Genomic DNA, 13,745 nt, shown 5'->3' with positions numbered 1-13,745 from the left:
GAGTTGATCCAACATGGGCAAAATCGTCCTGCTTGATGATCAGCTCAGCAACAAAATAGCGGCTGGTGAAGTAGTGGAGCGTCCTGCTTCTGTTGTCAAGGAGCTGGTGGAAAACGCCATTGACGCAAACAGTTCGGTCATCGAGATTGACATTGAAGAAGCGGGGCTTGGCTCTATCCGGATTATTGATAATGGAGACGGAATGGAGCCTGAGGATTGCTTAAACGCTTTTCACCGCCATGCAACGAGCAAAATTAAGGATGAAAATGATTTGTTCCGCATCCGGACATTGGGCTTCAGAGGAGAAGCCCTTCCGAGTATTGCTTCTGTTTCCCATGTGGAGATGAAAACAAGCAATGGACAGGATGAGGGATCATATTTAAAACTTACAGGGGGAAAAGTAGAGCAGCATGAGGCTTCTTCAAGCCGAAAGGGAACCGATATTACGGTCTCCAACCTGTTCTTTAACACACCTGCCCGTCTCAAATATATGAAAACCGTCCATACCGAGCTCGGTAATATTACGGATACAGTAAACCGTCTGGCGATGGCCAATGCATTCGTTTCTTTCAGGCTCACCCACAATGGCAAAACCATTCTCCATACGAATGGAAACGGAGATGTCCGGCAGGTGATTGCCTCCATTTACGGATTATCGATCGCGAAGAAAATGGTGCCGATTTCACTGGAATCCCTTGATTTTCAAGTGACAGGCTATTTAGCCCTTCCAGAAGTGACAAGGGCATCAAGAAATTACATTTCAACGATCATTAATGGCAGGTATATTAAAAATTACGCGCTGGCAAAAGCCATCATGGAGGGCTACCATACGCTTCTCCCAATTGGCCGGTATCCGATTGCGTTTCTAACTATTACGATGGATCCCCTGCTCGTTGATGTTAATGTTCATCCTTCTAAAATGGAGGTAAGGCTAAGCAAGGAAGCGGAGCTGTATGAGCTTGTGGCCGAGGGGATAAAAGCGGCTTTCCGCAAAAAAACACTCATTCCCGAATCGCAGCCTCATAAAGCAAAGCCGGCGCCGAGAATGGATGAGCAGCAGATTATATCATTTGATGAATCCTACAGATCTGCTGAAAAAACACCTCGAACTCCCATTCAAATGGAAGAGCAGCAGGTTCTGGAGGAGAGGGCGGCTGAGCCTGAGACATTGCCTGAAACTGACCATGATTTTACCTCAATGGTAAAAGAAACAGTCCATGAAAAAATTCTTCCTGATAAGAAGACTCATGAAGAAAGCTCCAGAGTAGAGCCGAGAGTTCCGCCGATGTATCCAATTGGCCAGATGCATGGGACGTATATTCTCGCCCAGAACGAAACAGGTCTTTATATGATCGATCAGCATGCGGCCCAGGAACGGATAAAATATGAATATTTTCGTGAAAAAGTTGGGAGCATGGAGAAGGAAGTGCAGGAGCTGCTCGTGCCGATTACCCTGCATTATTCCCATGATGAGGCGCTGCGGATCGGGGAGTCATTAAATGCTCTTGCTGAAGTGGGAGTGTTTCTTGAGCCTTTCGGCGGGAGCAGCTATATTGTCCGTTCGCATCCTCAGTGGTTTCCTTCGGGCAGAGAGCAATTCGTCATTGAAGAAATGATTCAGCAAGTTCTGGACCTTAAAAAGCCGGACGTCAAAAAACTGAGGGAGGAAGCGGCAATTTTAATGAGCTGCAAAGCCTCCATTAAAGCAAACCGCTACTTAAGGCTTGATGAAATGACAGCTCTTCTGGAGGAATTAAGAAGGACGGAAGATCCTTTTACATGTCCGCATGGAAGACCGGTCATTGTCCACTTTACCACGTATGAAATGGAAAAAATGTTTAAGCGGATTATGTGAATTCTCCGTCACCGCGCATCCCTCCTCTGTATAACCTGAAAGAAAGTGAACAGAGGAGGAAGGTTATAAATGAGGGTGGTTTTTGCTCCGCCGGATTTTCCGTCTCACAGTCATGTGTTTTTGATCGTAACGTCTGAAAGTGAGGGCCATACGCATGTAATGGATGGTTTTACAAAGCCGGTGAATGGAAACGCTTTTGATGGGCATTTTCATTTTTTCAGCGGGATCAGTTCATTTGATGAAGGGCACTATCACCGTTTCTACGGCAAAACCGGGCCAGCCATCCCGCTGCCGGATGGAACGCACTACCATAGTATGTCGGGCAGAACGTACTTCAATTATAATAAACCTCCAGGCATGACTACCGGAGGCGTGCAGTATGCTGAAGGCGGTATTGAACGCCACTTTCATTTATTTGATGGAATGACAGGGAATCCGGTCGGTGTCGATCAGCCGGCTTGGTATAGATGGAATCCGTTATGGCCATAATGGTTACGTATCAGATTGGGATTCATGCTATACTAGCTTTGAGAATGCACGTGCAGATACTGAGAGAGTGATATATAAATGCAGGAAAAACAAAAAGTAATCGTCATTATTGGACCAACTGGAGTCGGAAAAACGAAACTTAGCCTCGAAGCTGCCCATAAGCTGAATGGAGAGATTATCAGCGGCGATTCGATGCAGATATATAAAGGAATGGATATTGGGACCGCCAAAATACGCCAGAATGAGATGGAGGGCATCCCCCATCATCTGATCGATATAAAAAATCCGGACGAGAGCTTTTCAGCTGCGGATTTTCAGAAGCTTGCGAGAGCCAGTATTGAAGATATTGCTTCAAGAGGGAAAATGCCGATTGTGGCTGGCGGAACTGGGTTATACATCCAGTCACTGCTGTATGATTATCAATTTTCAGAGCAGCCTTCAGACCCTGAATTCCGTCTTCGCATGGAAAATATGGCAGAGGAAAAAGGGGCAGAGTATATCCACTCGCTTCTAATAGAAGCGGACCCTGAATCGGCTGAACGCATCCATCCGAACAATCAGAGAAGAGTGATCAGAGCTTTAGAAATTTTTCATGCCTCAGGGAAAACCATGACAGACCAGCTGGAAAGTGAGTACCGGGCGGAACATTATCAATCTGCAATTATAGGGTTGACGATGGACCGTGAAACCCTGTACTATCGAATTAACCAGCGGGTTGATAAGATGCTTGATGAAGGACTGCTTGAGGAAGTGACAGGCCTGTACCAAGATGGATTGAAAACAGGACAGGCTGTTCAAGCGATTGGATATAAAGAAATCTACCGGTATCTTGATGGTGAAATCTCTTTAGAAGAAGCTGTTGAGCAGCTAAAGCAAAACTCGAGGAGATATGCAAAACGCCAGCTTACATGGTTCCGGAATCGAATGGACGTCAAATGGTACGATATGACTCCTTTGGCCCAATCCGAACAGAAGCTTGACGAAATTTTTACATATATAGCAGGAAAGCTTCATCTTTAATCGAATAGTAACCATATAGAGAAATGAGGAGGACATATCATGAAACAAGCAATCAATATTCAGGACCAATTTTTGAACCAGCTGCGCAAGGACGGAATTTTTGTCACTGTTTTCCTTCTTAACGGATTCCAGCTGAGAGGGCTGGTAAAAGGATTCGATAATTTTACTGTACTGCTTGAGACTGAAGGCAAGCAGCAGTTGATTTATAAGCATGCAATTTCAACGTTTGCACCGCAAAAGAACATTCAGCTTGAAACGGAATAATCAGTGATTCAAATGGGCCGCATACAGCAGTGTATGCGGTTTTTATTTTGCCTATTTCCAGTGGTTGTACATGACCCGTTGATGAATACATATAAGAAGATCAGGCGTTTTCAAAAAAAAATGAAAAAAACAGGGGGAGTCCTGCGGTTCATGCGTGAACAATAATAGGCATTTGTCACGGCAGAGCCGTTCCGGGCGTATAGTAACATAGAAAGCTGAGGTGACTCTCATGGATCAGGCAGTTACTTATAAAAATAACGGACAAATCAATATTATCCTAAATGGCCAGACGAAAGCAGGCAAGGAATCGGAAGGCAAGGGCTATGAACTCGTTCTGCCTAAAACGGATTTTAAGCACGCCATTCTCAGGCAGATTGAAGAGGAAATGGGCACACTTGTAGGTATGGAAGAAATGAAGCGGAATATAAAAGAAATTTACGCCTGGATCTTTGTCAGCCAAAAGCGTGAGGAACAAGGGCTAAAAGCAGGAAAACAGGCGCTTCATATGATGTTCAAAGGGAATCCGGGAACTGGAAAGACTACGGTCGCCCGGCTGATCGGAAAGCTGTTCTGTCAAATGAACGTGCTTTCCAAAGGGCATTTGATTGAAGCAGAGAGGGCGGACCTAGTAGGAGAATATATCGGGCACACCGCTCAAAAAACGAGAGAATTAATTAAGAGGTCGCTTGGCGGGATTTTATTTATCGATGAGGCTTACTCCCTCGCAAGGGGTGGAGAGAAGGATTTCGGTAAAGAAGCAATAGACACCCTCGTCAAGCACATGGAAGACAAACAGCATGAATTTATCCTCATTCTTGCCGGTTATTCCAAAGAAATGGATCAATTTCTTGCAATCAATCCCGGTTTGCATTCCAGATTTCCGCTCGTTATTGATTTTCCTGACTATTCAGTTGACCAGCTGATGGATATTTCCAAAAGAATGATTGAGGAGAGGGAATATGTATGGAGCCGGGAAGCGGAATGGAAGTTGAGAGATCATTTAATGTCCGTTAAGAGCATGACACAGCCATCAAAATTCAGCAACGGCCGGTTTATAAGGAATATCATCGAAAAATCAATTAGAGCGCAGGCTATGAGATTGTTAATGGCTGATAAATACAATCGGGATGAATTGATAACGATTAAAGCTCAGGATTTGATCGTTCGGGAAGAGAAGCCGCTTTGAGCGGCTTTTTATTATGGTTCTGTTGCGGTTTTACTATGCGCTGTGAATGGATGAGAAGCATTTGGCGGAGCAAAGGCGCTTGCTCTAGTTTCCTGATAAAGTCGAAATAGTGAAAAAAATGGAGATTAATAGGTTTTATTTTTATAAAAAGGGGTAAATGTTTCAAGGGGGATTTGCGCCTTTAAGCAATTGACGGATATTGAAGTCGGAATATTTAAACAGATAGGAGGGAGCTCTTTGATCAAGAGAAACTGGGGCAGCGCTGCGAAAATCATCATCATTGCAATCGTGCTCTCGCTTGCCGGATGCGGTCAATCAGGAGAAGGAAAAGTAAAGCTTGATTTCATGTGGTTCTCTGATGGCGGAGAAGGAGAAGTCATGAAGGAAATTATCAAAAAATATGAAAAGCAGAATCCGGATGTTGACATCAATCTGGTGGAAATTGCCTTCAAGGATGTTAAAACGAAATTAAAAACAATGATAGCAGGCGGAAAACCGCCGGCATTGGTTCGGATAAATGATACATATGAATTTGCTGATTATGCAATTGATTTAACTGATTATGTAGGAGATCAGGAGAAATTCATCAGTCAGTTTGAGGATTCCATCAAACCTTTTTATGTCATTGATGGAAAAATTATTGCAGCCCCCATGGATGTAACAGCCAATGGAATGTATTACAACAAGGATCTTTTTAGAAAAGCGGGAGTAAAGGTTCCGCAGACTCCGGAGGAAATTTGGACGTGGGATGAGTTCACTGCAGCTTTAAAAAAGGTAAAAGAAAAAGGGGACGCACGCTATCCGATGGTCTGGGATTCATCAGGACACCGCTGGTCGACCATGATGTATGAGTACGGCGGCAGCTTGTTTAATGAAAATTTGACAAAGGCAGCGGTAAACAGCCCCGCATCTGTAAGAGCGCTAACTGACTTCAGGAACATGCATAAGGAAGGCCTTATCCCGGATTCCGTATGGCTTGGCGGCGAGAACCCGAATAACCTGTTCCGCTCAGGTACAGTCGCGGTCCATTTAGCGGGAAACTGGATGATGGGCAGCTATAAGGACATTACCCATTTTAAATGGGGTGTGACTTATTTGCCAAAAGATGAGAAGCGGTCTTCCGTTCCAGGAGGAAAGTATGTAATGGGCTTAAAGAATACCGGAGTTGAGAAAGAGACCGCTAAATTCATTCAATATTTATCAACTAAGGAAGTAAATGCAGAGTATATTGAAAAGTCTTTATTCCTAAGTGCCAGAAAAGATAACAAAGAACTGAATTATCCGCTCGATGATCATATGTTTGATGTGTTTACGGATGAGTTTAAAAACACTTCTCCACAGGCAGCAAAAGACTGGTCAAATCAGCAGGTCATGAATAAAAATGCCGGGGATTTAACAACCGGCATTGCGAAAGCTCTAAAAGGAGAATCCACTCCAAGGGAGGCTCTCGATGAAGTGGCTAAAATCTTCGATGACACCATAGAACAAAACAAATAACAGCCATAGAGGAGGGTGCTGAATAATGGTAGTAGAAAAATCAAAGGCCATGCCGATGGCAATAAAAAAAACGAACGTAGAGACGATGAAAAAAGCGCAAAGAAAAAAGAAGCTTGCTCCTTATTTATTTGTTCTTCCAAATCTGTTAATTTTCCTAATATTCATAATCATTCCTGCTTTAATGGGACTTGTTTATTCGTTTACAAGCTATAATGGCGTATCAGATATGAAGTTTACAGGCCTGGAAAACTATATCCGATTGTTTAATAACGCAGAATTCTGGAAAATCATGCTGAATACGCTAATCTACGCAGCGCTTGTCGTACCGCTCGTTTTCGCGATTTCCCTGGGGATCGCCATGCTGATGATTAAGGAAATGAAGGCGCGAGGTCTTTTCAGAGCCATTATCTTCTGGCCGACCATGATTTCTTTCATCATCGTCGGCCTGTCCTGGAAATGGATATTTGGAGACAGCTTTGGAGTGATTACGTATCTGCTTGAAGCAGGCGGCCTTCCACCGATTAAATGGCTGTCGGATCCGGTTATAGCGAAGATTACCATTGTAATAGCGACTGTATGGGCCCGTGTCGGATTCTTTATGGTCATCTTTATTGCCGGGCTGCAAAGCATTCCAGCTTCCTACTATGAAGCTGCACAGATCGACGGAGCAAACAGAAGCCAGCTGTTCTGGAAAATTACACTCCCGCTCTTAAAGCCTACAAGCCTTCTTGTTTTTATGCTGCTGATCGTAGAATCGGTAAAGGCATATCCGCTCATCTTTTCCCTTACAGGAGGCGGACCTGCAAAGGAAACAACCCTGATTGTTCAATATATTTTTGAGTTCGGATTTACGAAAAGTGAAGTCGGCTATGCAAGTGCCATGTCGGTTATCTTGTTCCTGCTGATTGGTATTTTCACGCTGATCCAATTTAAATGGGCAGAAGGAGGGAAAATCGATTGACACAGAAAGCAGGTTTTTTTACATATCTTGCCTTGATCCTACTTGCCTTAATCTTCATTGCCCCCGTACTGTGGATTTTTATTTCTTCTGTTAAGGGGCCGATCGATTTGTATTCATGGCCGCCGAAGTTTTTGCCTGATTCGCTTTCATTTGAAAATTTTACGGCTGCCTTCAGCAAAGGGAATTTCGGACTGTATTTTATTAACAGTGCCATTGTAGCGGTATCCGCCACAATCCTGACATTGCTGATCAATACAATGGCTGGGTATGCGCTCTCCAAGTTTCGCTTTAAAGGAGATACACTCATTTTGTTTTTATTCCTTTCTACATTGATGATTCCAATAGAGGTCATCATGACTCCGATCTTTACGGTGATTAGCAAGCTCGGGCTTTATAATAATCTGCTTGGGCTGATTATTCCTCCCGCTGCTACTCCTATGGGAGTGTTCCTGATCCGTCAATATTTGCTGACGGTACCGGATGATCTGCTGGAAGCGGCAAGAATGGATGGAGCCGGAGAATGGAGAATTTTTTGGACGATCATCGTGCCGATTGCAAAGCCTGTAATTGCTGTCCTGACGATTTTCTCCTTCATGTGGAGATGGGACGACTTTATCTGGCCGCTTATTGTCATCAGTGATCCATCTAAATACACCATTCAGCTTGCCTTGGCAAATTTCATAGGGGAATTCAGAGTTGACTGGGGAAGCCTGCTTGCCATGTCTGTCGTGACCATGATTCCAATTTTGATTGTATTCCTCATTTTCCAGAAGCAATTTGTGAAAGGAATGGCTACTTCAGGTATGAAAGAATAAACAAAAAAAGCGCAGCCAATGCGCTTTTTTTATTGTTCTAAATGAGTTTTCTCCCCATAAATACTTCGGGATGGGAGCTTCCAGTGAAACATATAGGAAAAAATTCTGAAAAGGGTTATAAAAACAAACAGTGTATACAATTCAAATGGGGAGCGGGCCCAGCCGAGTCCGATAACAAATCCGCCAATGATCGCCCATGCCGCATAAATTTCTGCCCTGAGAACGAGAGGCTTTCTTCTGGCTAGCATATCGCGGACAATCCCGCCGCCGCTTCCTGTAAGAACGGCCGCTACAACGATGGCGCTAAGAGGATGCTCCATCTTCGCAGCATACAGGGCACCCTGGATGGCGAATGCTGATAATCCAATTGCATCCGTAAAATTGCCCCAGCGATTCCAATGCTTCATTAGAAATTGCGGAAAAACAAAAACCAGTGTGATGGAAAAGAGAGCGATTTGAAAATAAAGGCCCTGCTCCCAAAGGGCTGAAACCGGGACACCGATCAAAAGGTTCCGGATGGCTCCTCCGCCAAAGGCTGTGACAATGCCTAATATATAAACACCTAAAATGTCATACTCTTCTTCCATGGCAACAATTGCGCCGCTGATCGCAAAGGCAACCGTGCCAATAATACTTAATACTTCCCACGTCATATAAACTTCTCCTTAAACCATAGTGCAACCGTATAGATTTTAAGCGGTGTTTCCTTTAAAATCAATGATTTTTTTTCAAATACAATCAAAAAATGGTATGATAGATTTTATCATTAGAAACAGGAAAAGGCAGGAATGCAGATTGAGTGATCTTTCAAAAACACAGCCTGAACAGGCAATTGTCGTCGGATGCCAGCTTCCATTTGTATCGGACGAACAATTTTATTATTCTTTAGAGGAACTTAAATCCCTTATAAAAACAGCACAGGGCAGCGTTTTAGCGGACATTTCCCAGAAACGGGACCGTCTTCACCCCGCAACCTGCATAGGAAAAGGAAAGCTTGAGGAATTAAAATCCCTTACAGAAGAACTTGAACCTGATGTGGTGATCTTTAACGGGGAGCTATCGCCAAGTCAAATCCGCAACCTTCAAAAAGAGCTTGAAATAAAGGTAATTGACCGGACCCAGCTGATTTTGGATATCTTTGCACAGCGCGCACAGACAAGGGAAGGAAAGCTGCAAGTTGAGCTTGCCCAGCTTGATTATCTGCTTCCAAGGCTTTCCGGACAAGGTATTCATTTATCAAGGCAGGGCGGCGGAATCGGAGCAAGAGGACCTGGTGAAACACAGCTCGAAACAGACCGGCGCCACATTAATAAACGAATGGTAGAAATCAAACAGCAGCTGAAAACGGTCATTAGCCACAGAGCCCGTTACCGTGAGCGCCGCAAACGTAATCAGGCGTTTCAAATCGCACTGGTCGGATATACGAATGCCGGGAAATCCACGTTGTTTAACAGGCTGACTGAATCCGATAGCTTTGAAGAGAATCTGCTTTTCGCTACGCTTGATCCGATGACCCGAAAAATGGGGCTGCCGAGCGGCTATCAAGCCCTTTTAACAGACACGGTGGGGTTCATACAGGATTTGCCGACTACACTTGTTGCTGCCTTCAGATCCACCTTGGAGGAGGCGAAAGAAGCCGATTTAATTTTGCATGTAGTCGATACATCCAGCGAGGACAGCATCAATCATGAGAAAACCGTTTTCAAACTCCTTGAGGAGCTGGAAGCGAGCTCCATTCCAAGACTGACAATTTATAATAAAAAAGATAAAATCCTGCCTGAATTCACACCAAATACAGCCGATCCATATATCGTGATAAGCGCATTGAATAAACAGGATCTTGATGACTTGAAAATGAAAATTGAGGAACAGGTAAAAAATGAAATGGTTCCGTACTCAATGGAGCTGCCTCCAGACGAGGGAAGACTGATCTCTCAGCTGAAGCGCGATACAATTGTACAGTCCTTTTCATTTAATGAAGAAAAAGAAGCTTATGAAATCAGCGGATATGCTCAAGAAGGAGATTCTAAGCTTCCATCAAAAGAATTAGCAGATGAGGATGAATGGTAAATGCTGAAGCAATTAAAACACGGGGAGAAGCTTTCTCCGCTAATTAGGGAAACAGAAGCTCAAATCGCAGATGTGCTTAAGAGCATTGATGAACGAATAGAAGCGAATCAATACCGGGTCCTGCAAAGCTATCAGGCGCACAAAGTTAGTGATTCTCATTTTATTCCGTCTACCGGTTATGGATACGATGATAACGGACGGGACACCCTTGAAAAAATATACGCAGATGTGTTCGGCGGAGAGGCGGCACTTGTCCGTCCTCAAATTATTTCCGGAACGCATGCTATTTCCATTGCTTTGTTTGGAGTGCTCCGTCCCGGGGATGAATTGATTTATATGACCGGACGGCCGTATGATACGCTTGAAGAAATCGTCGGAATCAGGGGCGAAGGGATTGGTTCTTTAAAGGAATTTGGAATCGATTATCAGCACGTGGATTTAAAGGAAGACGGCACACCTGATTTTGAGGCGTTGAAAAGCGCAATTTCCGGAAAGACAAAAATGATCGGCATTCAAAGATCAAAAGGCTATGCCAGCCGTCCATCCTTTACCATTTCAGAAATCAAGGAAATGATTGAATTTGTGAAAGCCATCAATCCGGAGCTGGTTGTTTTTGTAGACAATTGCTACGGGGAATTTATTGAAGAGCTTGAGCCTTGCCACGTTGGGGCTGATTTAATGGCTGGCTCCCTTATTAAAAATCCCGGAGGAGGCCTTGCCAAGACAGGGGGCTACATAACGGGGAAAAAACCGCTTGTTGAAGCCTGTTCTTTCAGAATGACTTCACCGGGCATCGGAGCAGAAGCTGGTGCTTCCCTTTACAGTCTTCAGGAAATGTACCAGGGCTTTTTCCTTGCTCCTCACGTTGCCGGGCAAGCTCTGAAGGGAGCTGTATTTACTGCAGCTGTTCTGGAAAAAGCGGGATTAAAAACATCGCCATCATGGGATGCGGTTCGGACAGACTTAATCCAGTCTGTTCAATTTGACGATCCTGACAAAATGATTGCTTTTTGTCAGGCTATCCAATTTGCTTCTCCCATCAATTCTCATGTTACCCCGTATCCAAGCTATATGCCTGGCTATGAGGATGATGTCATTATGGCGGCTGGGACCTTTATTCAAGGAGCAAGCATCGAATTGTCGGCTGATGGCCCGCTCAGGTCTCCCTATACGGCCTATGTGCAAGGCGGACTGACTTATTCTCATGTGAAGATCGCAGTTTGCTCGGCATTAGATTTTTTGCTGGAGAAAAAGTTAATTGCCTTTTGAGAGAGCGGATATTCCGCTCTTTTTTTGGTTTGCGGGATCAATGCAAGCGCCGAGGGTGAAGAGCGAACGGCAATAGCTGCTGATTAGGCTTCTTCAATAGACCCAGAGAAAAACCGTATATTGGCAGTTCGATAGGGTAAAAGAATCCTAATGTCATATTTCCTTACATATTCTTGACACATAATATAACATTGCGTATAATAGCCTTATGAAACAGTAAGGAGGAAAAGGAATGGGTGATAACATAAGACGCTCAATGCCTTTGTTTCCTATAGGGATTGTCATGCAGCTGACGGAATTGTCTGCAAGACAAATCCGTTACTATGAGGAGCATGAATTGATTTTCCCTGCCCGGACAGAAGGCAATCGCCGGATGTTCTCGTTCAATGATGTAGATCAGCTTTTAGAGATTAAAAGCCTCATTGAGCAGCGCGTAAATCTCGCGGGCATTAAACAAATATTTTCCAGGAAAGAAATTCCGGCAGTCCCGCAGGCAGAACCTGTTAAAGCAGAGAAGCCTGATTTAACTGACGAAGAGCTGAGGAAGCTCCTTAAAGCCGAAATGGCACAGGGAGGAAACTTCAACAGACCGAATTTGCGTCAGGGAGACATGTCCAGGTTCTTTCATTAATTCTGTGAGCACCATTTTTTGTTACTATAAATTTGCATTTGAATTGGGAGGAAATGATTATGTCAAAGTATACCAAGGAAGACATCGTTAAGTTAGTAAACGAAAACAACGTAAAGTATATCCGTCTTCAATTCACGGATATCCTGGGCACAATTAAGAATGTAGAAATCCCGGCAAGCCAGCTTGAAAAAGCGCTTGATAACAAAATGATGTTTGACGGATCTTCTATTGAAGGATTTGTGCGCATCGAGGAATCCGATATGTATCTATACCCGGATCTTGATACGTTCGTCATTTTCCCGTGGACTTCTGAAAAAGGAAAAGTTGCCCGCTTTATCTGTGATATTTATAATCCGGATGGCACTCCATTTGATGGAGATCCTCGTGCAAATCTTAAGCGGATCCTTGGCGAAATGGAAGAGCTGGGCTTTACGGATTTCAACCTTGGACCTGAACCTGAATTTTTCCTCTTCAAATTGGATGAAAAAGGCGAACCGACTCTTGAATTGAATGATAAAGGCGGATACTTCGACCTTGCTCCTACAGATCTTGGTGAAAACTGCCGCCGTGATATCGTGCTTGAGCTGGAAGAAATGGGATTCGAAATCGAAGCTTCCCACCACGAAGTAGCACCCGGGCAGCATGAAATCGATTTTAAATATGCAAGTGCTGTAAAAGCATGTGATGATATCCAAACGTTCAAATTAGTCGTAAAAACAATTGCGCGCAAACACGGTTTGCATGCGACATTCATGCCTAAACCGCTGTTCGGTGTAAACGGCTCTGGAATGCACTGCAACCTTTCTCTATTCAAAGAAGGGAAGAATGCGTTCTTCGACGAAAATGGAGATTTGCAGATGAGCGATACAGCTCGTCAATTCATCGCTGGAATTATCAAGCATGCGCCTAACTTTACAGCTGTTACAAACCCGACTGTGAACTCTTACAAGCGCCTTGTACCAGGCTATGAAGCTCCTTGCTATGTTGCATGGTCCGCACGCAACCGAAGCCCGCTGATCCGTATTCCGGCATCCCGCGGAATCTCTACCCGTGTAGAGGTACGCAGCGTAGATCCGGCAGCAAACCCATACCTGGCTATGGCTGTTCTTCTGGCAGCAGGATTGGACGGAATTAAAAACAGCCTGACTCCGCCTAAACCGATTGACCGCAACATCTATGTCATGAACAAAGAAGAGCGCCTTGAAAACGGCATCGTGGATCTTCCTTCCACACTGGCTGGAGCGCTTGAAAACCTTAAAACGGATGATACAATCGTGAAAGCTCTGGGAAGCCACTTGTTCGAACATTTCATCGAAGCGAAAGAAATCGAATGGGATATGTTCCGCACACAAGTCCACCCTTGGGAACGCGAACAATATATGAGCATGTATTAATCAGGAGGCCTCTTGATACTTCGGTATCAGGGGGCTTTTTATTATCATTGCCCATGCAGGCGAGTCTGCAGTCCTTTTCGTAATCGTTTACATGATCTCTTTCTTATTAAAAACGATCATTACTAATATAGAAGAATTTAGAAACTGACTTTTGCAGATTGTGATATAGTGGAAATGGGTATGAAACCCTTAACATCCTATAAAAGGAGGCCTTGTCATGATTATCAAGTGGATCAAACATAGATAATTGATGGTGCAGGCCAACTACTCCGAACTAGAGTTTATTGATCTGCG

The 13,745-nt window shown here is 44.1% G+C and carries 13 protein-coding genes; 12 read left to right on the top strand and 1 reads right to left on the bottom strand.

The window, feature by feature from the left end:
* Nucleotides 1–13: 13 nt before the first annotated feature.
* From mutL to AS29_RS18350, 8 genes are all read left to right on the top strand, one after another.
* Nucleotides 14–1,855, top strand: coding sequence for a DNA mismatch repair endonuclease MutL (gene mutL / locus AS29_RS18385; protein WP_035411707.1), 1,842 nt, complete (start codon nt 14–16; stop codon nt 1,853–1,855).
* Nucleotides 1,856–1,924: 69 nt separating this feature from the next.
* Entirely contained in the window at nt 1,925–2,344 is a 420-nt protein-coding gene (locus AS29_RS18380; protein WP_051860820.1) for a YmaF family protein, read from the top strand.
* 78 nt (nt 2,345–2,422) lie between these two features.
* Entirely contained in the window at nt 2,423–3,364 is a 942-nt protein-coding gene (gene miaA, locus AS29_RS18375) for a tRNA (adenosine(37)-N6)-dimethylallyltransferase MiaA (RefSeq protein ID WP_035411705.1), read from the top strand.
* A gap of 39 nt (nt 3,365–3,403) precedes the next feature.
* Complete coding sequence (gene hfq / locus AS29_RS18370; protein ID WP_035411703.1) at nt 3,404–3,628, top strand: RNA chaperone Hfq; 225 nt, start codon at nt 3,404–3,406, stop codon at nt 3,626–3,628.
* 229 nt (nt 3,629–3,857) lie between these two features.
* Entirely contained in the window at nt 3,858–4,814 is a 957-nt protein-coding gene (gene spoVK, locus AS29_RS18365) for a stage V sporulation protein K (protein WP_035411699.1), read from the top strand.
* Between the two features lie 237 nt (nt 4,815–5,051).
* The gene (locus tag AS29_RS18360) at nt 5,052–6,311 is read left to right on the top strand and encodes an ABC transporter substrate-binding protein (protein WP_035411696.1); all 1,260 of its coding nucleotides are present in this window, start codon (nt 5,052–5,054) and stop codon (nt 6,309–6,311) included.
* Between the two features lie 25 nt (nt 6,312–6,336).
* Nucleotides 6,337–7,272, top strand: coding sequence for a carbohydrate ABC transporter permease (locus AS29_RS18355; protein ID WP_231889985.1), 936 nt, complete (start codon nt 6,337–6,339; stop codon nt 7,270–7,272).
* A gap of 32 nt (nt 7,273–7,304) precedes the next feature.
* Nucleotides 7,305–8,087 (top strand): carbohydrate ABC transporter permease, encoded by a 783-nt coding sequence (locus AS29_RS18350; protein WP_442854550.1) that lies wholly within the window; start codon nt 7,305–7,307, stop codon nt 8,085–8,087.
* A 29-nt stretch (nt 8,088–8,116) separates the two neighbouring features.
* Here the strand turns inward: AS29_RS18350 and AS29_RS18345 are convergent, their stop codons facing one another.
* Nucleotides 8,117–8,740 (bottom strand): trimeric intracellular cation channel family protein, encoded by a 624-nt coding sequence (locus AS29_RS18345; RefSeq protein WP_035411691.1) that lies wholly within the window; start codon nt 8,738–8,740, stop codon nt 8,117–8,119.
* 142 nt (nt 8,741–8,882) lie between these two features.
* Between AS29_RS18345 and hflX the strand changes: the two genes are divergently transcribed.
* The 4 genes from hflX to glnA all read left to right on the top strand — a co-directional run bounded on the left by hflX (nt 8,883) and on the right by glnA (nt 13,451).
* A complete protein-coding gene (hflX, locus tag AS29_RS18340; protein WP_035411688.1) occupies nt 8,883–10,157 on the top strand; it encodes a GTPase HflX in 1,275 nt (424 codons plus the stop codon).
* Nucleotides 10,158–11,426 carry a methionine gamma-lyase family protein gene (locus AS29_RS18335; RefSeq protein ID WP_035411685.1) on the top strand — a complete coding sequence of 423 codons (1,269 nt, stop codon included), beginning with the start codon at nt 10,158–10,160 and terminating at the stop codon, nt 11,424–11,426.
* 232 nt (nt 11,427–11,658) lie between these two features.
* Nucleotides 11,659–12,057: a MerR family transcriptional regulator gene (locus AS29_RS18330; protein ID WP_035411682.1), complete on the top strand. Its 399-nt coding sequence runs from the start codon at nt 11,659–11,661 to the stop codon at nt 12,055–12,057.
* A 59-nt stretch (nt 12,058–12,116) separates the two neighbouring features.
* The gene (glnA, locus tag AS29_RS18325; protein WP_035411680.1) at nt 12,117–13,451 is read left to right on the top strand and encodes a type I glutamate--ammonia ligase; all 1,335 of its coding nucleotides are present in this window, start codon (nt 12,117–12,119) and stop codon (nt 13,449–13,451) included.
* Nucleotides 13,452–13,745 lie beyond the last annotated feature (294 nt).

The sequence above is a fragment of the Bacillus sp. SJS genome (assembly GCF_000732485.2).
GTDB lineage: Bacteria > Bacillota > Bacilli > Bacillales > Bacillaceae > Metabacillus_B > Metabacillus_B sediminis.
The sequence above is the reverse complement of the archived record's forward strand: the minus strand, read 5'-3'. Positions and strand labels throughout refer to the sequence as shown.